Genomic DNA, 24,068 nt, shown 5'->3' with positions numbered 1-24,068 from the left:
CGGCTACGTACGGGCCTGCAAGACCGGGGCAACTAGAGAAAGCCCGGCTGGCCCAAAGGCCACCCGTACGCAGCCACCATAACGCACAGCTCGGCGCTGACGCCGATAACTGAGGGTGGTGCTGTTCTAGTTGTTTCGCGCGGGCTTGCAGACCCGGCCACTGATTTCACAGCGGCTGGGCGAGACTAGACCTCAGTTCGACGGTGTAAAAGCCACGAATGCGTGCTTCGGAAGGGGCCTACATAAAACAGGGAAAATCCGATGCTATTTGTGTAGGAATGCAAGGTCCACCTCGCTATCGCGCCTTATCAACAGGACGGACAGTGAAGACCTCACAGGCATAACTGGCCCGAAACAAACTGTGGGAGCCGGCTTGCCGGCGATGCGCCGCGCGGGCGGCGCTCGGTCTCAAGGGCGCTGCAAAAACACCGACAGGCACCTAGGGGCCCTCACTCGATTTCCCGCCATGCAACCGCAGCCACCACGCAATTCTGCTTATCCAAGTCCAGTGGTGTGACGCCCAGGTGCCTGTCTTGGATTCGCATCTAGCTCACTAGGTGCATGCCGACAGGTTTGCAGCGCCCTCAAGATCGAGCGCCGCCCGCGCGGCGCATCGCCGGCAAGCCGGCTCCCACATCGGTTTCGGGCCAATTTCTCCTGTGAGATCTCCACTGTCCGCCTTGGTGCCTGTCGCCATCCCCCCATCAACGCGTATAGCGAATGACAATTCCCTTCAACTTGCGCCCTTCGATGGAGTGGATATCGCGGTCCCACAACGGTCCGCTGACATAGGCCGCCGTCGGCTGGATACGGTCGTACACCACCACCACGGCATCACCGCCGATACCCGCCGCCTCGCTGCGCAGCTTCTGTTCGATCTCGGCGGCGGAAGCCGACGCATCGGTGCCGGCGCTGACCACGATTTCACCCAGCCGCACATGCGGCCGCACTGGCTCCCGGCGCAGGACCTCCACATTGGCGGGCAGGGTCGGCGCCGCGTGCGGGGCACCGACGTATTCGGTGGTGCGCGCATCGATGCTGCTACAAGCCGTGAGAGCCACGGCCAGTGCGCCAAGCAGCATGGCGGTTACAAAACGCGGTTTGAACATGCCTGACTCTCCTTGAATACCGTGGTGATCACCAGGGTCAAGCATGGTTCAGAACTGCCCGATGGCAAATGCGATCTACTCGTTGTGAAAGCCAGCGTTGCTAGCAAGCCCTATCTTCAGCAGGCAACCGACAGTCGTCTGTTTTGGCTGTCAGTGCAAAGTTATGGCATAAAATGCCATCCCCACTCCGGCAAAGGATTCACCATGGCCACGCACAATGTCGTTGTACCGAATCCGATGGAGCAATCCATCGACGAACTGGTCAAGACTGGCCGCTACCAGAACTTCAGCGAAGTCGTTCGCGCGGGCCTGCGCCTGCTCCTGGAACGGGAAGCAGAGGAAACGGCAAAACTTGAAGCACTGCGCAACGCAACCTCGATCGGCTTGATGCAACTGGATCGTGGAGAGTGCGAAGACATCGATCCATCAGAGCTCGAAACCTACCTCGAAACGCTGGGCAGGCAAGCCAGCAGCGGCATATGAGCACGCTTGCGTTACGTGTCTCGCTCCAAGCGCGGAGCGATATCGTGGATATCCTGCGTTATACCGAGCAGAAATTTGGCGAAAATGTCCGCCACCGCTACCAGAACCTCTTGCAAGCAGCACTGAGCTCGCTGATCGAAGACCCGGAAAAACCAGGTAGCAAAGCGCGCAACGAGCTCTCTGCGGGACTGAGAAGCCTGCATCTCGCCCATTGTCGCCAGCGCGTCTCCAGCCCCCGCATCCTCAAGCCACGGCACATCATCTTCTATCGCCTTGGGACAAAACAGACCCTGGAAATCGTGCGTATTCTGCATGACGCGATGGAAGTTTCCTGGCACCTGCCAAGCGCCGACCTACCTGAGTGACCATTGCCTCAAATGCTGCCGCGCCCCTCCCACCGGCCCCGCCTGTGTCCATCATTCTCCTCATTCGCAAAGCTCGACCCCACGATTGATCGCCAAACCGCATCAATCCATGAAAATTCAACGATTATCCTGAGCGCCGCTTTCACCCAGAATCTCCAGTTACAAGCACTTACAAATAAGTCAAAAAACGCTGGAGAACACCATGAGTCAGCCTGCCCACCAGGGCCAGTCGAAGGCCGCCCAGGTCTTTCGGGTCACGTCCGGTAACTTCCTCGAACAGTTCGACTTCTTCCTGTTCGGCTTCTACGCCACCCATATCGCCGCCGCGTTCTTCCCTGCCGCCAACGAATTCGCCGCGCTGATGATGACCTTCGCCGTATTCGGCGCAGGCTTTCTCATGCGCCCGCTGGGTGCCGTGCTGCTGGGGGCGTACATCGACGATGTCGGCCGGCGCAAGGGCCTGATCGTCACCCTGGCGATCATGGCCAGCGGCACCCTGCTCATCGTGCTGGTGCCGGGCTACGCCAGCATCGGCCTGTGGGCGCCGTTGCTGGTGTTGCTGGGGCGCCTGTTGCAGGGCTTCTCCGCCGGTGCCGAGCTGGGCGGCGTGTCGGTGTACCTGGCCGAAATGGCCACGCCGGGACGCAAGGGCTTCTATGCCAGCTGGCAGTCCGCCAGCCAGCAGGTCGCCATCGTCGTCGCCGCCGCCCTGGGCTATGCACTGAACCAGTGGCTGTCACCGGCGCAACTGTCTGACTGGGGCTGGCGCGTGCCCTTCGCCGTGGGCTGCCTGATCATCCCGATGATCTTCCTGCTGCGCCGCAACCTCGCCGAAACCGAAGAGTTCACCGCCCGCCAGCATCGCCCGGACATGCGCGCCGTGCTGCGCACGCTGCTGGACAACACCGGCGTGGTACTGCTCGGCATGCTGATGGTGGCCATGACCACCACCGCCTTCTACATGATCACCGTGTACGCCCCCACCTTCGGCAAGACGGTGCTGCAACTGAGCACCAGCGATGCGCTGATTGTGACACTGCTGGTGGCGGTGTCGAACTTTGCCTGGCTGCCGATCGGTGGCGCCTTGAGCGATCGCTTTGGGCGCAAGCCGTTGCTCGCCGCCATGTCGCTGCTAACCGTGCTCACCGCCTACCCGGCCCTGGAATTCCTCGCCCAGGCACCGACCTTCGCGCACATGCTCGAAGTGCTGCTGTGGTTCTCGTTCCTCTACGGGCTGTACAACGGCGCGATGATCCCGGCGCTGACCGAAATCATGCCGGTGCAGGTGCGGGTGGCGGGCTTCTCCCTGGCCTACAGCCTGGCCACCGCGCTGTTCGGTGGTTTCACCCCGGCGATTTCGACCTGGCTGATCCACGTCACCGGCGACAAGGCCGCGCCGGCCTACTGGATGATGTTCGCCGCCTGCTGCGCGTTCGCCGCCACGCTGGTGCTGTACCGCCGCTTGGCCGCCCGCCCCGCCACCGTTGCCGCCTGAGGAGTGCATTGATGAACGCTTGGATCAAACCCTGGCTGGCAGTGGCCATAGCCGCCACCGTGCAATGCGGCGGCGCCGTGGCCGCCGACCTCACCGTGATGACCTCGGGCGGCTTCACCGCCGCCTATAAACGCCTTGGCCCGCAGTTCGCCGCCAACAGCGGCAACACCCTGACCACCGTGCTCGGCCCGTCCATGGGCAAGGCCCCGGAGGCGATCCCCAACCGCTTGCAGCGCGGCGAGCCGGCCGACGTGGTGATCATGGTCGGCTACGCCCTGGACGAGCTGATCCGTCAGGGCAAGGTCGCCGCCGATTCCCGCGTCGAACTGGCGGACTCGCGCATCGGCATGGTGGTGCGGGCCGGCGAACCCAAGCCGGACATCAGCACCACGGCCGGCCTGAAGCAGACCCTGCTGGCTGCGCGATCGGTGGCCTATTCGGACAGCGCCAGCGGCGTCTACGTCGAAAAGCAGCTGTTCGACAAGCTCGGCATCCAGGCGCAGCTGGCCCCCAAGGGCACCATGATCGAGCGTATCCCCGTGGCCTCGGTGGTCGCCAAGGGCGACTATCAGGTCGGTTTCCAGCAGGTGGCCGAGCTGCTGCCGGTGCCCGGCGTGACCTTCGCCGGCAAGCTGCCCGAAGACGTGCAGTCGGTCACCCGTTTCGCCGCAGGCATCCCGACCGGCGCGCAGCACCCCACCGAAGCGCGGCAGCTGCTCGACTACCTGGCCTCCCCCGCCGTGCAAGCCACCGTACAGGCCACCGGGCTGGACTCAGTGCCCCGGTAAGGTGCCCGGCAACTGCCGGATCAACCGCTCGAACTCCAGCGCTGCGGGCGTCAAGGTACGCCCGCGGCGCTTGAGCACGCCCATCTGCCGGGTCACGGCCGGCTCCACCAGCGCTACCTGCGCCAGGATCGGGTGCGCCCCCACCGGCATGGCGATCGAGGGCACGGCGGCAATCCCCAGCCCCGCCTCGATCAGCCCCAGCAGCGTGGTCACGTGCTGCGCCTCGCAGATGCTCTGTTTCTCCACCTGCATGCCCGCCAGGGCGCGGTCCAGCACCAGGCGGTTGCCCGAGGCCTTGCCGAGGGTGATGTAGTCGTGGCTGTAGGCCTCGGCCCAGGTGACCGCTTGCTGGCGCGCCAGCGGGTGGTCCTGGCGGCAGGCGATGACATAGCGCTCTTCCAGCAGCGGGCTGAACTCGATCTCCGGCGCCAGGTTGCCGGTGAAGCTCACGCCGAAATCCGCCTCGCCCGAGGCCACCGCGGCGCTGACCTCGTTGGCCGAGGCATCGAGCAGGCTGATCCGGACCTTGGGGTACTGCCCGTGGAATTCGCGGATCGCATGGGGCATGAAGTAGTAGGCGGCCGACGGCACGCAGGCGATGGTCAGGGTGCCGGTGCGCAGCGCGCCACCATCGCCGACGCTCAACAGGGCCAGGTCGAGGTCGTCGAGCAGGCGCTCCACTTGCGGCAGGAACGCCCGGCCGACGTTGGTCAGCGACACTTTACGGGTGGTGCGCTCCAGCAGCTTCACACCCAAGGCCGTTTCAAGCTTTTCGATGCGCCGGCTCAAGGCCGACTGGGTAATGCGGATCGCATCGGCGGCACGGCGGAAGCTGCCTTGCTCGACGACGGCGCGGAAGGCCTTCAGGTCGTTCAGGTCGAAGTTGATGCTCACCCAGGGCTCCGCTGGTTTGATCGAAAACGGGCATCAATGGTATTGCGAAAAAATAGCTGTTACCAGTTTTGGGGGAGGCGGCAGTGAGTGAATAGCTGGCGGGCATATGAACCATGGCTGGCTGTGTTCTGGTCGCGCAGCCACGGCGGATCTGACGGCTCGGTGTCCGTGGTACTGGGCACGCTGAACACACCTCTGCTACCAGGTAAGCCAGCGCCTGACTGTCTATTACTTCAACAGCGCGAGCACCGCCGCAACTGCAGTAGTCACGGGAACAGCCATATCAGCGACCGTTTTCGCAGCCTCCAGGATGCCTTGGGCCGAAAGCTCATACCACGCTTGTCGTGGCTTCTCGGAGGTGACTTCAGTGGTAAAAGTCTCCAAGTCCCTGGATACCAATTCAGCCCGCTCCTTGGGTAGTGCCACCATCATTTTGGCAATCTCGGCCACTGCATTTTCCAGCGTCTGCTTGAGCCCTGGCTCGAGCGCTGAGTTGGTTGCCTTGTTGAAACTATTCTCGATAGTTTTTGCTGTAACTATATTCAAGTCGCCACCCGTCAAGGTGAAATTGCCCAGTGTAATGGTGGTGGTCATGACCGCCTCCTTGAAAACATTGACTATGCGGGTGGGTTTGCTTTCGCGACTCAGGTAGTTCTGCACTTTCATCGCCACTTGTTGACGCATTTCATCAAACGAGGTGGTACGCCCTTTTAGCGTGATGCCATACGCTTCCCGTGCTGCGCTCAGCAAGACTGACTGCTCAAAGCCGAAACGCATCGGCCGTTCGATAGCTCGAATCGCATTGTTCAAATAATGCTGCAGCGTTTCCGCACGCTCAGTTTGTTTGACCCAGTCCAGTTTTCCACCCTCTTGCGCGTGGGAAATCACGGTTCTAAGACATTCTCGCTCGGTGTGCAGTCGCGTCAGGTGCATCCGCAACTTACGGACCTCCTCTCGATGCCGATTACCCCGTGCAATGAACCACGCAGCGCACTGTTGCTTGCCGATCTGCAGCCAGGCGTGCGACACCGTTACCTCCAGATCAGGCAACTCGAGCACCTGAGATATATGAGGCGGGAGCGGGATGAGATGCTCATCGATCAATCGATCATAATCCAGCACGATGCTTGGCGCCCCAGCACTGAACCACCAAGCCTGCGAAGACGCTTTTACACGGGTGGACGCAAATAGGTAATGCTGAGCGAGCATGTCACCGGCTTGAACCAACCCCAGCGTCTCACACCGGAGCCCTTTGCCCGTTACACTTACAGGCAGCTCAAGTAGTTCACGCAACAACCTGAACCGATCGAAGGCTGAACTATTGCCTGTGACGCTGTAGGGGGTGAACCGAAGCCCCACCTCAAGACGTGCCAAGCCGCCGTCAGAGTAGTAACGCCGGAGCGCATGCCCGATAGACGCCCCGAGATGATCGTTGCCAATCGCCAGATGACGCAAATGATCGGGAAATGTCAGTGCACGGTTTGCATCACTGTACGACTCCTCGCCCGCCCATTCATCCAGCCCCCCTTTACGACGGAACCTGACTAGGCCGGATGCGCGAACAAAGTCCTTCTGAGCCTCAGCGAGAGGCCACAGCGGGCGATGCAAGCGAGCACTTTCCGCGCCGAGGAATCGACGCATGTCGGTGAAGGGGTGCTGGAGAGTCAGGAACATGAAACCTCCCCAGGAGAAAAGTAACCCCCTTGGCCGAACCTTGGGGGGGGCTCAGTTTTTACACAGGCATTCAGCCTGAAGTGAGACTTGTCATCCACCTCATCACGCCCGGGTCTTTTGCCAGCAACGCCCTCAGTGGTTCTGTAACGGTAGCAACGCCGTTCGTGAATAACCGACAACATTCATAATGGTTAGCGATAAACAAACAATGCGTGCCTACTAAAATGCCACCGCTCACAGCCACTCGATCACGTTCCGCTCGCCGTACGCTGGCTTTTCGAGCAGACACGATAACCCAGGTTCAAGCTTGCGCTTCATGACCCGGTAGTGATGCGTTCACCAGTCTGATCGAATGGCACAAGGAAAACGGGGCTTTCGGCAACTTCGTCGCTCAATACGCCAGCTAAACGCCAGGGGGCTCAGTCGGCCCGCTGCAGTATGTATTCATAGCGCTTGCCGCTGATCTCGAAGGTGCTCAGCAACTTGCCGTCGGCGGCAGGCGCCAGGGTCATGGGCATGTTGCTCTTGTGGTACGGGTGGCGGTAAAGCGAGGGTTTGGGCGAATAGGCGAAGCCCTGGTAGTGCAGCACGTCCCCTTCCCAGCGCACGTCGTTGAACAGGTAACGCCAGTTCTCGCTGTCGGGCAGGGAGAGGTAGGGCTGGCCGTCCGCGCCCTTCATGATCTGCACCTGGCGCTGCCCCTGCTTCATGCTCACCCAATTGCCGATGTAACGCTCCATGCCGGCATGGGCCGGGATCGTCGGCGCGGGCACGAAGTCCTGTGTCTGGTACTCCGTGCGCCGGGCGGCTTCGGCCTTGGCGTCGGGGTAGAGGTTGCACAGCGGCGCGATCGTGTCGACCTTCTTGTACATGAACTTCAGCTGACCCTGGTCGACTTGCATGCCCAGGACCATCAAGTTGCCACTGTAGGCCAGCACCTGCAGGTCGAAGGTACGCTGCGGCGAGCTGACATGGATGGACTTGCCATCGGCCGCCACGCGGTAGTCCGACACCTCGACCTCGTCGCCAGTGCTTTCCACGCAGTTGAATGGATGCAGGCGCACTTTGCCGTCGGCCTGGTACTCGGCCACATTGGCGATGCCATTGCCCAGCGGCAGCATGGCCCAGTTGCCGATCAGGCGGGGCTTGTCGAGGCTAACGGTGTGCTGGGGGCTGGCGCAGCCAGCCAGCAAGGCGGTACCCAGGGCGAGGGGGAGAAACGTCTTCGACACGGTCGATCATCCATGGTTGCGGTATTTCGAGGCGGGGCATGATAGCCAAGCCATCAAATAGCCACCACCTCAATCGCGTGCCTGCCGCTTGGCATTCTTCTTCACCACGGCCTTCAACCGCGTTGCCGCACGCTGCACCGTGGCCATCTTTTCCGGGCGCTTCATGCCGCGCCACTTGCGGATCTCTTCACGGGTGCGGCCACAGCTCACGCACAGCTCGCTGTTGAGCTGGCAAAGCGAGACGCAGGGGTTGTCGATGTCTTTGGCCATGGCGGCTGCTCCTGAGGCGGGCGCGGATCATACGTCAGATCCGGGCGGCACGCCTGCCACAGTGCCTAGTCTCGACGGACGATGCCCCACCCTCCCCNCCTTGCCACAATCCATCGCACCGAACCCGTGAACCCGAGGCCGTGCGATGAACGACAACACTCTCAAAGCCGACATGCTCCAGGCCATGCGCCGCCTGGCCAAGTCCGTGACCATCATCAGTACCAGCGACGGCACGCAACGTTTCGCCATGGCCGCCACGGCGGTTGATTCGCTGAGCACCGAGCCGCCGTCGCTGCTGATCTGCGTCAACCAGACCGCATCGACCCATGCCGCGCTGGCCGCCGGGGCAAGCTTCTGCGTCAACATCCTGGGCGTCGAGCAGCAGCACCTGGCACACCTGTGCAGCGGCAGCATCAAGGGCGAGGCGCGCTTCGGCCAGGGGCAGTGGCTGACCAGCGACGAGGGCATCCCCTACCTGGACGACGCGCAGTCGTCGATCCTCTGCCGCCAGGATGGCCAGTTCGCCTACGGCACCCACACCATCTTCATCGGCCGTATCCTGCGCGTGCGCAACACCTCGGCCATCACCCCGCTGGTGTACCTGGACGGCCACTACACCACCACCGCCCAGCCTGCGCCGCACATGGCCAGTGCCGGCTGAGGCGCGGCCATGAGCGAACAGGCCGCGCTGCAGGTTGACCACGCCGAGCAGGTGCCATGGCAGCAACACGCCGACTTTGTGGTGGTCGGCTTCGGTGGCGCCGGCGCCAGTGCCGCCATCGAGGCCGCCAGCCAAGGGCTCACGGTGCTGGTACTGGAGCGCTTCTGCGGTGGCGGTGCCACGGCCTTGAGTGGCGGCGTGGTGTATGCCGGTGGCGGCACGCCCCAGCAAACCCAAGCCGGTTATTCGGACAGCAGCGAAGCGATGCTCACCTACCTGCGCAAGGAAGTGGGTGAGGCGGTGAGCGAAGCGACCCTGCGCGCCTTCTGCGCAGGCAGCGTGGCGCAGCTGGACTGGCTGCAACGCCAGGGCGCCGTGTTCGAAGGCAGCCTGGCGCCGCACAAGACCTCCTACCCCAGCGACCGCTATTTCCTCTACTACTCCGGCAACGAGGCCGTGCCGGCCTATGCCGCCGCTGCCACCCCGGCGCCACGCGGTCATCGCTGCAAAGGCAAGGGGCTGTCCGGCGCCAGCCTGTTTCGCGCACTGGAAAACAGTACCCGACGCCAGGGCGTCCACGTGCGCACCCAATGCCAGGCCAGGCGCCTGGTGATCGACCACAACGGCCGGGTGGTCGGGGTCGAAGCCTGGCAACTGCCCAGCGGCAGCCGCGCCGCCCGACAGCACGCGCGCCTGGCCCGCTGGGCCACTGCCGTGCACCTGTATGCACCGGCATTGTCCGAACGCCTGCGGGCACGCATGCGCCAGCTTGAACAACACCACGCCCAACCCCTGCTGATCCGCGCCCAACGCGGCGTGCTGCTGGCCAGCGGCGGCTTCGTGCTCAACCGGCAGATGCTCGCGCAGCACGCCCCGCGCTACCTGCCCGGCCTGCCCCTGGGCGCCAATGGCTGCGACGGCAGCGGCATCGCACTGGGTTGCAGCGCGGGCGGCAGCCTGGCGCGCATGGACAAGGTCAGCGCCTGGCGCTTCATCAACCCTCCGCTTGCCTGGGCCCGGGGTCTGCTCGTCAATGCCCGGGGCGAGCGCTACTGCAACGAGGAACTGTACGGCGCCACCCTGGGCCACGCCATGGTCGAGGCGCACGACGGCCGCGCCCTGCTGATCCTCGACCGGCACCTGCGCAACCAAGCCTTGCAGCAGGTCGGCCCGGGCAAGGTATGGGCGTTTCAGCGCCTGCCGGTGCTGCTCAACCTGCTGTTCAACTGCCGCCGCGGCAACAGCCTCGCGCAGTTGGCCGAGCGCTGCCAGTTGCCACTGGCCGCCCTGCGCCACAGTGTCGACACCTACAACCGTGCTGCCCGTGGCGACATCGCCGACCCGCAGGGCAAGTCGGCGGCGATGCTGCACGACCTGTCCCAAGGCCCCTGGTACTGCCTGGACCTGTCCTACGCCAGCCGCCTGTTCCCCTGCCCGACCCTGACCCTGGGCGGGCTGCGGGTGTGCGAGCAGAGCGGCCAGGTGCTCGACACCCATGGCCAGCCAATCCCCGGGTTGTACGCCGCCGGCCGCTGCGCGGTGGGCGTCGCGTCGAACCTGTACATCTCCGGCCTGTCCCTGGCCGATTGCGTGTTTTCCGGCAGGCGCGCCGCGGCCCACGTGGCCGGGCAAGCCGCCAATCCCCCCGTCCCCACAGGAGAACAACCATGCAACGTGTAGAAGGCAAGGTCTGCCTGGTCACCGGCGCCGCCAGCGGCATCGGCCGCGAAGATGCCCTGCTGCTGGCCCGCGAAGGTGCCCGGGTGGTGCTCACCGACCTCAACGAAGAAGCCGGCCGGGCAGCCGCCGCCGAGATCGGCGAGAACGCCCTGTTCATCCGCCACGACATCGCCAGCGAAAGCGACTGGCAGCAGGTGATCGCCACCACCCTGGCGCATTTCGGCCGGCTCGACGTGCTGGTCAACAACGCCGCGATCCTCGCCACCGGCAGCATCGAGGACACCAGCCTGGAACTCTGGCAGCGGGTACAGCGGATCAACGGCGATGGCTATTTCCTCGGTTGCAAGTACGCCATCGAGGCCATGAAGAAGACCGGTGGCGGCTCGATCGTCAACATGTCGTCGGTGGCCGCCCTGGGCGCCATGCCGATGTTCTGCGCCTATTCCGCCTCCAAGGGCGCGGTGGCGGCCATGACCCGCTCCATCGCCCGCCATTGCAAGGAGCAGGGCTACCGCATCCGCTGCAACAGCGTGCACCCCGACGGCGTCAACACCCCCATGACCCAGGCCCTGGCCGGCGGCCAGCCGATCCCCCAGGAACTGCTCGACCAGGACCCGATGAACCGCATGTGCGCGCCGCGCGATATCGCCAACGTGGTGCTGTTCCTGGCCAGCGACGAGTCGCGCTTCGTCAATGGCGCGGAGCTGCGAGTGGACAACGCACAGCTGATCAGTGGCATCTGATATGAACGCCCAGGCAGCCGTGGCCCCCGCGCCCGTGACGAGCATGCTGCGCTTGCAGGTGAGCGCCGTGATCGACGAAACCGCCGATGCCCGCTCGCTGCTGTTCGAGGTGCCCGAGGCATTGCGTGAGCGCTTCATCTACCAGCCCGGGCAGTTCCTCGGTTTTCGGGTAACCCTGGGCGGCAAGCGCCTGACCCGCTGCTACTCGATGTCCAGCTCGCCGTGGACCGACACGCACTTGAAAGTGACGGTCAAGCGCGTCGAAGGCGGCCGGGTGTCGAACTGGATGAACCAGCAGGTGCAGGTCGGTGACTGGCTGGAGGTACTGCCGCCGGCCGGGCATTTCTGCCTCGACCAGCAACAGGCGGCCGACAGCCGTCGGCCGCTGGTGCTGTTCGGGGGGGGCTCCGGCATCACCCCGGTGTTTTCGCTGCTCAAGGCCGCGCTGCACAGCGGCGAGCGGCCGGTGCTGCTGGTCTACGCCAACCGCGACGAGGCATCGGTGATCTTCCGCGATGAGCTGCGCCAGCTCGCCCGCGCGCATGCTGAGCAGTTGCAGGTGGTGCATGTACTGGACAGCGTGCAGGGCTTTCTCGACGCCACGCAGGTCCGCCAGCTGGTGCGCCATTGGCGGGATGGGGAGTATTTCATCTGCGGGCCCGGGCCGTTCATGGACACCGTGGAAAGCACCCTGCTGGCACTCGGCGAGGCGCGTGAACGGATCCACGTCGAGCGCTTCGTCTCGCCGCCGGACCCGCACAGCGAGGGGCCACCGGTCGATGTCGAAACAGACTGTGAGCTACTGCTGGTCGAGCTCGATGGGGTCACCCACGAGATCGTGCCAGGGCCGGGCCAGACCTTGCTGCAGAGCTGCCGCGCAGCCGGGCTGGAGGTACCGTTCTCCTGCGAGGAGGGCTTCTGCGGGGCTTGCATGTGCACCGTGGAAGAAGGCCAGGCAAAGCTGGCGCGCAACGATGTGCTGAGCGCCGCCGAACTGGAGGCGGGTTGGACCCTGGCTTGCCAGGGGCGCCCGGAAGGGTCGCGGGTGCGGTTGAAATTCCCGGGCTGAAACGCATCACTGTGGGTTTCTACGTACTCTGTAGGAGCGGCCTTGTGTCGCGAAAGGGCTGCATCGCAGCCCCTGCCTTTCATGTTGCTCAATCGATTGTCGGGGCCGCTTTGCGGCCCATTCGCGACACAAGGCCGCTCCTACAGAAAACGGTGCAGGACGGTCGCTCCCACAGCCCTCGTCCAAATGGACGATCCCCTCACCGCCGGCAACCGGTAGACTCGCCAGCGCAACAGCTCCACAACAATAAAAGACAGAGGTTCGACTATGGCTCGTTTGCAAGACAAGGTCGCAGTGGTCACCGGGGGTGCGTCGGGTATCGGCCTGGCCTGTGTGCGCCGTTTCAGTGCCGAGGGCGCCCAGGTGGTCAGCCTGGACGTCGGCCAGGCACCCGCGGACTGCCCCGGCCTGTTCATGACCCTGGACGTGCGCGACGAGGAGCAGGTGCGCCAGGTGATGCACGAGGTGGTCCAGCGCTTCGGCCGTCTCGACGTGCTGGTCAACGCCGCCGGCATCGCCAGCCATGGCAGCGTCACCGCCACCAGCACCGCCGACTGGCAGCGGGTGCTGGATATCAACCTGACGGGCAGCATGCTCACCAGCAAGCATGTGCTGGGGCAGATGCAAGCCCAGCGCAGCGGCTCGATCATCAACATCGGCTCGATCTTCGGTTTGCAGGGCTGCGACGGCAATGTCGCCTACAACGTCTCCAAGGGCGGCATCAACCAGCTGACCCGCAGCCTGGCCATCGACTACGGCCACGCCAATATCCGCGTCAACGGCCTGTGCCCGGGCCTGATCGAAACCCCGATGACCCACATGGTTCGCGAGCAGCAGGCGTTCCATGACTTCTTCGCCTCGCAGCACATGCTCAGCCGTTCCGGGCAACCGGAGGAAGTGGCCAATGTCGCGCTGTTCCTGGCCTCGGACGAGGCCTCGTTCGTCAGCGGGCAGATGATCGCCGTGGACGGCGGTTTCTCCGCCGGCCGCCGCTTCGCCCCGCCCGCCGCCTGACCCACCCGGCCGGGCCGCGTGCCCGGCCCTCCCCTTCGCCCATCGATCCTCTGCCTGAGGAGGCCGCATGCCGCCCGTGGAACATGCCCAGACCATCCCCCACCTGTTCGCCCTGGCCGCCGAAGCCTATGGCCAATGCCCAGCCATCGAAGAGCCCGGTCACACACTCAGTTACCAACAGCTGGACCAGCTACGCCGCCGGGCAGCGCGTGCCCTGCTGGCCCTGGACGTGCCGGTGGCGGCCCGCGTCGCGGTATGGGCGCCCAACCTGTGGGAATGGATCGTCGCCGCCGGCGCGCTGCACAGCGTCGGCGCCACCCTGGTGCCGCTGAACACCCGCATGAAAGGCGCCGAGGCCGCCCAGGTGCTGCGTGACAGCGGCGCCTGCGTGCTGTTCTGCATCAGCCGCTTCCTCGACACCGACTACCCGGCGCTGCTGACCGAGCAGAGCCTGCCCGCGCTGCGCCAGGTCATTCACCTGCGCCCACAGGGTGGCTGCAAAGATGGCCTGGCCTGGGATGATTTCCTCGCCCTCGCCGAGCAGGTGCCCGACGCCCAGTTGCTTGAACGCGAACGCCAGGTGAACGGCGACACCCTGTCGGACCTGCTGTTCACCTCCGGCACCTCGGGCACGCCCAAGGGCGTGATGAGCCGTCACGGCCAGAACCTGCGGGTAGTGCGCGACTGGAGCGCGATCGTCGACCTGCGCCAAGGCGACCGCTACCTGATCGTCAACCCGTTCTTCCACTCGTTCGGCTACAAGGCCGGCTGGCTGGCGGCACTGATGCGCGGCTGCACCCTGCTGCCGCAGCAGGTGTTCGACACCCAGGCGCTGCTCGCATGCATCGCCCGCGAGCGCATCACCGTGCTGCCCGGGCCACCCACCCTGTACCAGTCGTTGCTGGCCCACCCACAACGCGCACAACACGACCTGAGCTCGCTGCGGGTGGCCGTGACCGGCGCTGCGTCGATCCCGGTGCAGATGATCCAGCGCATGGGCAGCGAGCTTGGCTTCAGCACCATCGTCACCGCCTATGGCCTGACCGAAGCCTGCGGATTCGTCACGATCTGCCGCGCCGGCGACAGCGCCGAGCGGGTCGCTACCACCTGCGGCCGGGCGATGCCTGACGTCGAAGTACGCTGCGTCGGCCCCCAGGGCCGCACCCTGCCGGCCAACCAACCAGGTGAGGTGCTGGTGCGCGGCTACAACCTGATGCAGGGCTACCTGGACGACCCACACGCCAGCGCCGAGGCGATCGACGCCGACGGCTGGCTGCACACCGGGGATGTCGGGGTGCTCGATGAGGAGGGTTACCTGCGCATCACCGACCGGCTCAAGGACATGTTCATCACCGGTGGTTTCAATGTGTACCCGGCGGAAATCGAGCAGACCCTGCTGCGCTACCCCGGGGTGGCCCAGGCCGCGGTGATCGGCGTCGCCGACGAACGCCTGGGCGAGGTGGCCATGGCCTTCCTGCTGCCGGTGCCGGGGCAGTGCATCGACCCGGTGCAGTTCCTCGCTTGGTGCCGGGAGCAGATGGCCAACTACAAGGTGCCGCGGCGGGTGCAGGTGCTCGACAGCATGCCGCTCAATGCCACCGGCAAGGTGGCCAAGCAGGTGTTGCGCGAGCGGCTGAGCGAATCAGCCTGAGGTTCACCCCATCCTTTTCAAGGTGTTCGCTTGAGGGCCGCCAAGTGTTCGGCGGGAGTCTTGCTGCGCTCTTGAGATCGAGCGCCGCCCGCGCGGCGCATCGCTGGCAAGCCAGCTCCCACATTTGTTTCGGGCCAGTTTTTCCTGGGTTATCTCCACTGTCCGCCTTGTTGGCATGACGCGATATCAGAGGCGGGCATCACCGGCCTCCCGCAAGGCTTGAGGCATGCACCAAGGCGTACAGCGGTGACCTCACAGGATAGATTGGCCCGAAACAGATGTGGGAGCTGGCTTGCCAGCGATGCGCCGCGCGGGCGGCGCTCGATCTTGAGAGCGCTGCAAAACCATCGGCAAGCCCTTGGTCGCCCTCATGCGATAGCGATCAGGACCTTGAAAGGAATGGGGTTTACCCGCGAATGCGTCAGTGGCTTCACTGCTGTATTCGCGGGTAAACCCGCTCCCACAGGGGTAGAGGTGATTAGACAACCCGCGCCGGGTGCTGCTTGCGCGGCTCGCCCAACAACGCACGGTGGGACGGCGGCTGGCGCCCGTCCGCCTCGGTGATGCCATAGCGCATGGCAAGCTCGGCGCTGATCAGGGTCTGGCCACTGAGCGCCGCCNGCGCCGGGTCATTGAGCAGCGCATGGATCAGCCGCCCATTGAAACCCGGCGTTTCGGCCTGTTCGAGGAACGCCCGGTACTGCTCGCCATGCTGCTGGGCCGCGATGCGCGTGCGCTCGGTCAGTTGCGGGCCAAGCCATAGCGACACCGCCGCCACCCCGCGCCCCTCGAAATCGACCGCCATGTCCGCCGCCAGCTTGTCACAGCCGGCCTTCTGCGCACCGTAGGCCGGCCCGTGCATGTAGCACCCGGCACCGAACGACGAGGTGAAGCACACCAGCCCCTGCCCGCTGCGCAGCAGCAGCAGCGGTGCGGCGTGGTAGCTGGCGACATAGGCCGAGCGCAGGCCGACATCGAGGATGCGCACCAGCGACAGCGGCTTCTCCCAGAACGGCCCCGGCTCGATCAACTGGTCGTGCACATGGGCCACGTTGTTGACCAGCAGATCCAGCCGCCCCTGCTCGGCCTCGATGCGGGCGAACAACGCCCGCACCTGCTCGTCGTCAGCATGGTCGCAAGCCACGGCGATCCCCCGGCCGCCGGCGGCGTCGATGGCCGCCGCAGTGCCCTGCAGGTCGCCCTCCAGGGGCTGGCCATAGAGCATCGCCCCACCCTGCCCGGGCACGCGCCCGGTGACATACACCGTCATCCCCGCCGCCCCCAGGGCCAGGGCAATGCCACGCCCGACACCGCGGCTGGCCCCGGTCACCAGGGCAATCTGTGCTGTCGCCATACTTTACCTCCCCTGCGCGGCCTGGGCCGCCTGGCCCTGGCGCTGCTGGCCATGGGCGTGGATATGGTTGGCCGCGAGGTAGCCGAAGGTCATCGCCGGGCCAAGGGTGGCGCCAGCGCCCGGGTAGGTGCGGCCCATCATCGACGCGGCGCTGTTGCCAATGGCGTACAGGCCGAGGATCGGTGCGCCGTCCTCGTGCAGCACCTGGGCATCCGGGTTGGTCAGCAGGCCGCCCTTGGTGCCGATGTCGCCGGCATCCACCCGCACTGCATAGAAGGGTGCCTTGTGCAGCGGCGCCAGGCACGGGTTGGGCTGCACGCCGGGGTCGCCGTAATAGCGATCGAACAACGACTCGCCCTTGCCGAAATCGTCGTCGCGACCGCGCTCGGCCATGGTATTGAAACGCTGCACGGTACGCTCAAGGCCGGCGCCGTCGATACCGATCTGCGCCGCCAGGGCAGCGAGATCGTCGGCCTTGTGCAGCATCCGCCGCAGGTGCTCGGGCAGGCGTTTGTCGGGCTGCGCGTAGCCCGGCAACAACGGCCCGCAGGGGTACTTGCGGCGGTACTCGGCGTCGAATACCAGCCAGCACGGCACACTGCCGGCGCCCTCGCGGTCATGCCCGTACATGGCGTAGACGATATCGCTGTAGGGTGCGCCTTCGTTGACGAAGCGCTGGCCCGCCGCATCGACCAGGATGCAGCCCGGCAGGTTGCGTTCGATGAACAGCGCGCGCTGCTTTTCTTCGCCCTCCACCTTGAGCGTCGGCGCCCACCAGCTGTGCGCCATCAGCGCGGTGCGCGCACCCACCGCCTGCGCCGCCAGGATGCCGTCACCGGTGTTGCACGGCGGCGTCGCGCTCCAGCGCGCCTCGGAGGGCTGCGGGTGGTACTGGCTGCGCATCACCTGGTTCCGTTCGAAGCCACCGGCGGCGATGATCACCCCCTGGCGCGCCTTGATGTTCAGCCACTGCCCGTCGCGCTGCACGCGGGCACCGCCGATGCGCCCGTCGACAATCAGCAACTGCTCGAGCGCGCAGTTCAGCCACAGCGGCACGCCACGGTCGAGCAACGAGCAGCGCAAGGCGCCGACCAACGCGTTGCCCAAGGTCAGGCGCCGGTCACGCTGCGACAAGCGCCGCCCTTCGCGGTCGCGCCAGTAGCGCCACAGCACCCGCGCAGTCAGCCCCAGCCAGCCCTTGCCACGGCACAGCAGCACCCGCGCCTCCTTCATGGTCATGGCCATGCGCCCCATCATCAGGGTGCCGGGCGACGGCTCGCGCATGCGCAGGAACTCTTCGCCCAGGGCCGCGGCGTCGAAGGGCAGCGGGTCCATGGAACGGTAGCCGGGCTTGCCGCCAGGCACGTGGGGGTAGTAGTCGGTGTACTGCGCCTGGGCTTCGAAGCGCACCCGGGTGTCGCGTTCCAGGTACTGGAGCATGGCCCGGCCATGCTCGACGTAGGCCTCGATACGGCCGTCGTCGATCTCGCCCTCGGTGACCGCCCGCAGGTAGGCCACCGCTTCGGCGGCAGAATCGGTGCCACCCAGGGCGCGCACCTGAGCGTTGTCGGGGATCCAGATGCCACCGCCGGACACCGCCGAGGTGCCACCGTACTGCACGCTTTTTTCGATCACCAGCGTATCCAGGCCCAGGTCATGGGCACGCAGGGCGGCGGTCAGGCCGCCGGCCCCCGAACCGACCACCAGCACATCACAACATTCATCCCACCTGATCATGCACGTGTCTCCTTCAGGACAGACCAAAGCCCATGGTCAGCCGCGCCACCAGGCCGGGCATCGTCCGATGGGACTAACGCGCCGGCACCCCGGTTGCGTAGTCCACTTGGACGATGTTGGCGCCGGGGGGCGCGTCCCATAGTCGGCCCTGCTGCATTTCCCACACCGCATGCCGGTCGGGCAGCCCTGCCCGCGCAAGAGGACGACATGATAAAAACAACAATCGCCCCCCACCCGCTCAAACCCTGTGCAAGCCTTGCGCTGTTGCTGCTGGCCGGGGGGTTTGGCCAGGGCGCCAGCGCCCTGACGTTCCAGCCCAGCGATGAACTGAGCATCGACTGGGACACCACCCTGAGCTACAGCCTGGCTTGGCGCACCGAGAAGCGTGACCACAAGCTGGTGAACAACGCCGACGGCAACGACGGCGACAACGCCTTTGACCGTGGCAGCCTGATCACCGACCGGGTCGGTTTCCTCAGCGAGGCCAACCTGCGCTGGCGCGACAACTATGGGTTGTTCGTGCGCGGCTCGGGCTTCTACGACCGGGTCTACGACCAGGGCAACGACAACGACACCGGCACCTCCAACTGCTTCGCCAGCGGCCAGTGCAGCCGCCCCGACCGCTTCGCCCAGGACGCCATCGACCAGCACCGCAACGACCTGCGCCTGCTCGACGCCTACGCCTACGGCACCTGGGACATGGCCGGGCACAACCTCAACCTGCGCGTAGGCGACCAGGTGGTGAGCTGGGGCGAGAGCCTGTTCTACCCCGGCGTGTCCGGCGCACAGAGCCCGGTGGACGCGACCAAGGCCACCACCCCGGGCGTGGAGGTCAAGGAGGTGCTGCTGCCGGTGGGCCAGGTGTTCGGCCAGTTCAGCCTCACCGACGACCTGGACCTGGAGGCCTACTACCAATACAAGTGGGAGAAGACCGAGCTGTTCGGGGTGGGCAGCTACTTCTCCATCACCGACTTCATCGACCGAGGTGGCTACAGCGACGCCAGCGGCTTCGTTACCCGCCTGAAGGACGACGAACCCAGCGACAGCGGCCAGTACGGCGTGGCCCTGCGCTACAGCGCCGCGGCGCTGAACAACACCGAGTTCGGCCTGTACTACGTGCGCTACCACGACAAGACCCCGACCCTGGACTTCCAGAGCGACCTGGGCTTCTACCGGGCCCGCTACTTCGACAACATCGACCTGTACGGGGTGAGCTTCGCCACCGTGCTCGGCGACACCAGCCTGGCCGGTGAGGTGAGCTACCGCGACGGCCAGCCGGTGCTGGTCGACAACGGTTTCTCCAGCGCCGTGCGCGCCGAAACCCTGCAAGCCCAGGTGTCGGCGATCCATGTGCTGGGCCCCAGCGCCTTCGCCGACAACACCACCCTGACCGGCGAGCTGATCTACAACACCGTGCTCAGCAACGACAGCTCCGACCCGCTGACCCTGTTCCCCGGCATGACCCTGCCCGGCAGCAAGACCCTGGTGGGCGACCGCGATGCCTGGGGCTACACGGTGCAGGTCAACCTTGACTACAACGACGTGTTCAGCGGCTGGGACATGTCGGTGCCACTCACCTACAGCACCGCCGCCCAGCACGACAGCGCCCTCACCGGCTCGATCAACTACGGCCAGGGCGACGACCGCGCAAGCATCGGCACCACCTGGCGCTACCTCGGCAACTTCACCGTCGAAGCCCTCTACAACCTGTACCTGGGCAATGCCAACAACTCGCCGCTGGCCGACCGCGACAACGTCGCCCTCAACTTCAAATACCGCTTCTGAAGCCCCTGGAGGATCACCGACATGCCTGATTTCAAGCACTCCTGGTTGCGCACCACCCTGGCCATCGCCGTGCTCGGCAGCAGCCTGGCCCAGGCCAGCGTCGATAGCGGCCCCGGCCTCGGCCAGGGCCTGACGCCCATGGGCGCCGAGCGCGCCGGCAACGCCGATGGCAGCATCCCGGCCTGGACCGGCAAGTGGCGCGGCGCCCCACCGCAGGTCAAGTTCGCCGGCCCCGGCACGCCCTACCCCGACCCCTATGCCGACGAGAAACCGCTGTTCGTCATCGACGCGAAGAACATGGCGCAGTACGCCGCCAACCTCACCGAGGGGCAGCAGGCCTTGCTCAAGCGCTACCCGAGCACCTTCCGCATCCCGGTCTACCCCAGCCACCGCGACTTCCGCGTCGACCCGGACACCGAGGCCGCCATCAGCCGCAATGCCCAGCACGCCAAGCTCAGCAGCGACGGCAATGACGCGGTCGACGCCTTCGGCGCCTCGCCGTTCCCGATCCCCAAGAGCGGCAACGAGCTGATCCTCAACCACAACATGCAGGCCCGCGCGGTCACCGAGGAGGCCAACTACAACCAGGTGGTGGTGTACGCCGACAACAACCGCGTGCTGGAGAAGGTCAACTACAAGATCTACTCGCTGTGGTCCGACCCCAAGCAGAGTGCGCAGAGCGCCAACGGCGTGTTCACCGACTTCCTGCTGACCACGCTGGAGCCGGTGCGCAAGAAGGGCGAGATCATCGTCGGCCACGAGTTCGTCGACGCCGCCGCGCAGCCGCGACAGGCCTGGCAGTACACCCCCGGCCAGCGCCGGGTGCGCCGCGCACCGACCGTGGGCTACGACTCTCCGACCGGTGCAGGAGGCTTCCGGGTGTATGACGAGGACCGCCTGTTCAACGGCGCCACCGACCGCTACGACTGGAAGATCGTCGGCAAGCGCGAGGTGTTCATCCCCTACAACAACTACAAGATCGACAGCCCCGAGGTGAGCCAGGCCGACATCATCAATGCCGCCGGGCACATCAACCCCGACCTGATGCGCTACGAGAAGCACCGGGTGTGGGTGTTGCAGGCCACCCTCAAGCCCAACGCCCGCCACATCTACGCCAAGCGCATGTTCTACATCGACGAGGACAGCTGGGCCGCGACCCTGGCCGACAACTACGATGGCCGTGGCCAGCTGTGGCGCACCAACCTGCAAACCTCGGTGTACGCCTTCGACATCCAGCGCTTCCACGCACGCCTGGGCGTGTACCACGACCTGATCGCCGGCTCCTACATGGTCGACCGTCTGCTCGACGGGCAAAAACCCGCCCTGCTCAATGCCAGCAACTTCGGCCCGGACGAGTTCACCCCGGGCAACCTGCGCAAGCTCGGCACCCGCTGAGCCAAGGCCCCGGCCGCTTGCGGCCGGGGCATCACGCGGCCTCCCTCTCAGTCACCAGACGCATGAGTCGCCCCTGCCAGCTCAGGTATCAAACCACGGTCCAGCACCTGCTTGAGCAAGGCATCGAGCTGGCGCTTGAGCGTATCGCGTTCGGCTTTTTCCTGGGTCTGGTCCAGCCGAAACAGGTTGATCATGCCCATCCGCTGATCGATCGTGTCGTGGTTGTCGAACCTGCCCAAGGGCCTGTTTCCGGGGCCAGACACGTCCAATTTCAACTTCAGCTCATGCGGCCTGCTGCTGGGGAACAGGCCCAGTGTCACCATCGTCGCCATGCCGGTCAGCATGTCGCCGCCATCGAGCGGCCAGGCTTCGTGCACACCCAGGTACAACTGGTAATCGCCCGGCTTGGCGGGTTGGGCCGTCATGGTCACCTGTTCGAACAAGCCAGAGTCGACGAGAACCTCGTGAATCATCTGCTCGGTGCGCTGCTGCTCGGCGGGCGGGGAAGCGAGTGGGAACGGCATCAGCCGTTGCATGAGCTGAGCGCCTTCCTGCGAATCGAACGTCTGAAATGAAGCGATCAATGCTTGGGAACGTGGGTTGAGCTCACCGTGGAAGCGCTGCACAACGACATGGACGCTGGGCTTGTGGGCGTTTTGCGCCAACGTCGGCAAGGTTACCGGGGCGACCTGGTACTCAGGGGCACTGGAGCAGCCGCCCAGCACCAGGCTCAGCAGCAACAGACGAAGCAAGACGGGCATGCGGACCTTCCTTGGTAAAGAAAGGCGCGATTGTAGAGCGCGCAGCGTGATAGTTAAACGCCACTAATGAGGCTGGTCGACCGCATGCTCGATGGGCAAAAACCAGCCTTGCTCAATGCCAACAACTTCGCCCCGGACGAGTTCACACCGGGCAACCTGCGCAAGCTCGGCACCCGCTGAGCCAAGGCCCCGGCCGCTTGCGGCCGGGGCTCTGCCTCATGCCTTGAGGCAACGCTGCGGCGCTGTTCAAGCCTCGTTATCGGAAAGGTCCTGCGCCCGGTTCATTCTCACGATGGTTTGCCCGCCCCCCAACGATAATGCGGTCCTGGGCCAGCGCGCCCTGAGGAAACGGTCCTTGCTCACCCAGGTAAAGCAGACCTTGTCCGACTGGTTGCCCCCCAGGATCCGGTAGGCCGTCTCGTCCTCGCCGGTGTAGAAACCCACATGGCCAAGGCCGGCAGTCTTCGATACGCGCCAGAACACCATGATGGCCCCCAGCCGAGGCTCGATGGGGTCGCCAAATCGTTCCCATTGGCGGGCCCCCAGGGGATTGCCCGGCAATATTTCATCGACCATGGTCGCCGCGATGCAGTGACCGACGAAAAGCCCGCACCAGGGCACTTCATCCCCGGAATAATGGATATCCAGGTCATCTGCCCAGTTCAGGATCACCGGATTGTTGCGATCACCCCGCACCTCCTTGGTGCCCAGCAGCTGTTCAGCCTCTGCCAGCCAGGGTAACAACGGTGAGGCGCTGACCAGCTTGCTGTCACCGAACAATGCCTTGGCCGTATTGGGGCCGACGATGCCGTCCACCTCCAGCCCCATCTTTGCTTGGAATGCCCGGGTCGCCGCGATGGTCCTGCGGCCCCACACGCCATCCACCTCGCCTGGAAAAAAACCTTTTGAAATCAGAGCTTCTTGAATTGCCCTGACGCGCTCGCTAGCCATGTCGGTACCTCCGCCCTCTGAGTGGTTACACGCCAGGCACGCCGCTCAGGACAGCACGGCTCTAGAGGGCGTACCACACCTCGAAATGATTGAAGCGAACCTTGGTGCATTGCGACGGCTTGAGCTTGACCAGCTTCGGCGCGGGTTCGACGGCTGCATTGACCGCCTCGGTCAATTGCTCCAACGCCGTGGTATCGACCTTGCCTTCGCAATAACGAAGGTCATTCACCGGCGGTGCGCTGGTGGTGGGCACCAACTCGATGCCAGGCGCGATCAGGCCCGCCTGGCGTATTGCCTTGGCGGCCAAGAGCGCCCGGGGCCGATCGGTCTCCCTGGCGATTTGCAGGTACACCCGCGCCGGTAGCATCTGGGTGTCTATGGCCGCGGCCAAATTGCCCGCGGGAGCCGCCTGTGCCGGTGCATCGCTGCCTATGCCCCCCACCCGAATGACGGAGGTTCGGGCACTGTCGGCGAAGGCGATGATCGCAGCCGCCTGCGCTCTTTCCGCCTGGGTGGCATCGGCCTTCAGGCCACCGGCCAAGGTGTTGTTCACCAGTGCAATCACTTGCAGCGCGATGCGACTGTCCATCGCGCTGTCTGCGGTCAGGCTATTGAGCAGCAGGATGGCCATGCTGTTCTGGGTAGGTTCGTTCGAGGTCAGCATGGGCCCCAGCTTGAGCAAGGTGTCCAAGTCGCGTCGGGCGCGCTCGACCTTCTCGGCACGTGCGATTGCCTCTCGGTTGGTGTAGCGCTGGTACTCGGACAAGGCCGTGGCACTGAGGCCGGCCAGCACGGTGGTGAGTAACCAGAAACCGGCCTTGGTTTCAAAAAACGCCGAGATACTCGCCAGCACGCCTTTTTTCGGTGGTGGCCCTGCAAGTTCCTGGCGAATTTGGTACCTGAAGGTTTCTTCCTCGCGGATGGCTTGCAATTGCTCGTCGCTCATGGCCATGGTGC

Annotated in this window: 22 protein-coding genes; 12 read left to right on the top strand and 10 right to left on the bottom strand. The window is 65.0% G+C overall.

Annotated features, from left to right (window positions below):
• Positions 1–704 precede the first annotated feature (704 nt).
• Entirely contained in the window at positions 705–1,109 is a 405-nt protein-coding gene (locus tag IX761_RS23600) for a hypothetical protein (protein WP_194791910.1), read from the bottom strand.
• Between the two features lie 204 nt (positions 1,110–1,313).
• Between IX761_RS23600 and IX761_RS23595 the strand changes: the two genes are divergently transcribed.
• From IX761_RS23595 to IX761_RS23580, 4 genes are all read left to right on the top strand, one after another.
• Entirely contained in the window at positions 1,314–1,592 is a 279-nt protein-coding gene (locus IX761_RS23595; RefSeq protein ID WP_194791942.1) for a type II toxin-antitoxin system ParD family antitoxin, read from the top strand.
• Complete coding sequence (locus IX761_RS23590) at positions 1,589–1,957, top strand: type II toxin-antitoxin system RelE/ParE family toxin (RefSeq protein WP_194791909.1); 369 nt, start codon at positions 1,589–1,591, stop codon at positions 1,955–1,957. Before IX761_RS23595 ends, IX761_RS23590 begins: the two co-directional genes overlap by 4 nt.
• Positions 1,958–2,159: 202 nt before the next feature.
• The gene (locus IX761_RS23585) at positions 2,160–3,452 is read left to right on the top strand and encodes an MFS transporter (protein ID WP_194791908.1); all 1,293 of its coding nucleotides are present in this window, start codon (positions 2,160–2,162) and stop codon (positions 3,450–3,452) included.
• A gap of 11 nt (positions 3,453–3,463) precedes the next feature.
• Complete coding sequence (locus IX761_RS23580) at positions 3,464–4,240, top strand: substrate-binding domain-containing protein (protein ID WP_194791907.1); 777 nt, start codon at positions 3,464–3,466, stop codon at positions 4,238–4,240.
• Here IX761_RS23580 and IX761_RS23575 read toward each other — a convergent pair.
• From IX761_RS23575 to IX761_RS23560, 4 genes are all read right to left on the bottom strand, one after another.
• Positions 4,226–5,134, bottom strand: a complete 909-nt coding sequence (locus IX761_RS23575; RefSeq protein ID WP_194791906.1) for a LysR family transcriptional regulator — start codon at positions 5,132–5,134, stop codon at positions 4,226–4,228. The two genes, IX761_RS23580 and IX761_RS23575, sit on opposite strands and share 15 nt — an antisense overlap.
• A 228-nt stretch (positions 5,135–5,362) precedes the next feature.
• On the bottom strand, positions 5,363–6,808 hold the full coding sequence (locus IX761_RS23570; RefSeq protein WP_194791905.1) for a hypothetical protein: 1,446 nt from the start codon (positions 6,806–6,808) through the stop codon (positions 5,363–5,365).
• A 419-nt stretch (positions 6,809–7,227) separates the two neighbouring features.
• Positions 7,228–8,040: a hypothetical protein gene (locus tag IX761_RS23565; protein ID WP_194791904.1), complete on the bottom strand. Its 813-nt coding sequence runs from the start codon at positions 8,038–8,040 to the stop codon at positions 7,228–7,230.
• 69 nt (positions 8,041–8,109) lie between these two features.
• Positions 8,110–8,310: a DUF1289 domain-containing protein gene (locus tag IX761_RS23560; RefSeq protein WP_194791903.1), complete on the bottom strand. Its 201-nt coding sequence runs from the start codon at positions 8,308–8,310 to the stop codon at positions 8,110–8,112.
• Positions 8,311–8,455: 145 nt separating this feature from the next.
• On the opposite strand from IX761_RS23560, the gene IX761_RS23555 reads away from it, so the two are divergent.
• The 6 genes from IX761_RS23555 (at position 8,456) to IX761_RS23530 (ending at position 15,128) form a co-directional block, all read left to right on the top strand.
• Positions 8,456–8,971 (top strand): flavin reductase family protein, encoded by a 516-nt coding sequence (locus IX761_RS23555; RefSeq protein WP_194791902.1) that lies wholly within the window; start codon positions 8,456–8,458, stop codon positions 8,969–8,971.
• A gap of 9 nt (positions 8,972–8,980) precedes the next feature.
• Positions 8,981–10,651 (top strand): FAD-binding protein, encoded by a 1,671-nt coding sequence (locus IX761_RS23550; protein ID WP_194791901.1) that lies wholly within the window; start codon positions 8,981–8,983, stop codon positions 10,649–10,651.
• Positions 10,639–11,394 (top strand): glucose 1-dehydrogenase, encoded by a 756-nt coding sequence (locus IX761_RS23545; RefSeq protein WP_194791900.1) that lies wholly within the window; start codon positions 10,639–10,641, stop codon positions 11,392–11,394. The genes IX761_RS23550 and IX761_RS23545 overlap by 13 nt, the downstream gene beginning before the upstream one ends.
• Position 11,395: 1 nt before the next feature.
• Positions 11,396–12,463, top strand: a complete 1,068-nt coding sequence (locus tag IX761_RS23540; protein ID WP_228533905.1) for a ferredoxin--NADP reductase — start codon at positions 11,396–11,398, stop codon at positions 12,461–12,463.
• Positions 12,464–12,730: 267 nt separating this feature from the next.
• The gene (locus IX761_RS23535; RefSeq protein WP_194791899.1) at positions 12,731–13,477 is read left to right on the top strand and encodes an SDR family NAD(P)-dependent oxidoreductase; all 747 of its coding nucleotides are present in this window, start codon (positions 12,731–12,733) and stop codon (positions 13,475–13,477) included.
• A 67-nt stretch (positions 13,478–13,544) separates the two neighbouring features.
• Positions 13,545–15,128, top strand: coding sequence for a FadD3 family acyl-CoA ligase (locus tag IX761_RS23530; protein ID WP_194791898.1), 1,584 nt, complete (start codon positions 13,545–13,547; stop codon positions 15,126–15,128).
• Between the two features lie 478 nt (positions 15,129–15,606).
• On the opposite strand, the gene IX761_RS23525 is transcribed toward IX761_RS23530, so the two are convergent.
• Both IX761_RS23525 and IX761_RS23520 read right to left on the bottom strand, forming a co-directional pair.
• Complete coding sequence (locus IX761_RS23525; RefSeq protein WP_194791897.1) at positions 15,607–16,482, bottom strand: SDR family NAD(P)-dependent oxidoreductase; 876 nt, start codon at positions 16,480–16,482, stop codon at positions 15,607–15,609.
• 3 nt (positions 16,483–16,485) lie between these two features.
• Positions 16,486–18,219 carry an FAD-binding protein gene (locus IX761_RS23520; protein WP_194791896.1) on the bottom strand — a complete coding sequence of 578 codons (1,734 nt, stop codon included), beginning with the start codon at positions 18,217–18,219 and terminating at the stop codon, positions 16,486–16,488.
• A 207-nt stretch (positions 18,220–18,426) separates the two neighbouring features.
• Between IX761_RS23520 and IX761_RS23515 the strand changes: the two genes are divergently transcribed.
• Both IX761_RS23515 and IX761_RS23510 read left to right on the top strand, forming a co-directional pair.
• Positions 18,427–20,004, top strand: a complete 1,578-nt coding sequence (locus IX761_RS23515) for a DUF1302 domain-containing protein (RefSeq protein ID WP_194791895.1) — start codon at positions 18,427–18,429, stop codon at positions 20,002–20,004.
• Between the two features lie 21 nt (positions 20,005–20,025).
• Entirely contained in the window at positions 20,026–21,399 is a 1,374-nt protein-coding gene (locus IX761_RS23510) for a DUF1329 domain-containing protein (RefSeq protein ID WP_194791894.1), read from the top strand.
• 47 nt (positions 21,400–21,446) lie between these two features.
• Here the strand turns inward: IX761_RS23510 and IX761_RS23505 are convergent, their stop codons facing one another.
• The 3 genes from IX761_RS23505 to IX761_RS23495 all read right to left on the bottom strand — a co-directional run bounded on the left by IX761_RS23505 (position 21,447) and on the right by IX761_RS23495 (position 24,063).
• The gene (locus IX761_RS23505) at positions 21,447–22,160 is read right to left on the bottom strand and encodes a hypothetical protein (protein WP_194791893.1); all 714 of its coding nucleotides are present in this window, start codon (positions 22,158–22,160) and stop codon (positions 21,447–21,449) included.
• A 246-nt stretch (positions 22,161–22,406) separates the two neighbouring features.
• Entirely contained in the window at positions 22,407–23,111 is a 705-nt protein-coding gene (locus IX761_RS23500; protein WP_194791892.1) for a TIGR02594 family protein, read from the bottom strand.
• A 61-nt stretch (positions 23,112–23,172) separates the two neighbouring features.
• Entirely contained in the window at positions 23,173–24,063 is an 891-nt protein-coding gene (locus IX761_RS23495) for a hypothetical protein (RefSeq protein WP_194791891.1), read from the bottom strand.
• Positions 24,064–24,068 lie beyond the last annotated feature (5 nt).

The organism is Pseudomonas sp. UFMG81, from assembly GCF_015354575.1.
Lineage (GTDB): Bacteria > Pseudomonadota > Gammaproteobacteria > Pseudomonadales > Pseudomonadaceae > Aquipseudomonas.
The sequence above is the reverse complement of the archived record's forward strand: the minus strand, read 5'-3'. Positions and strand labels throughout refer to the sequence as shown.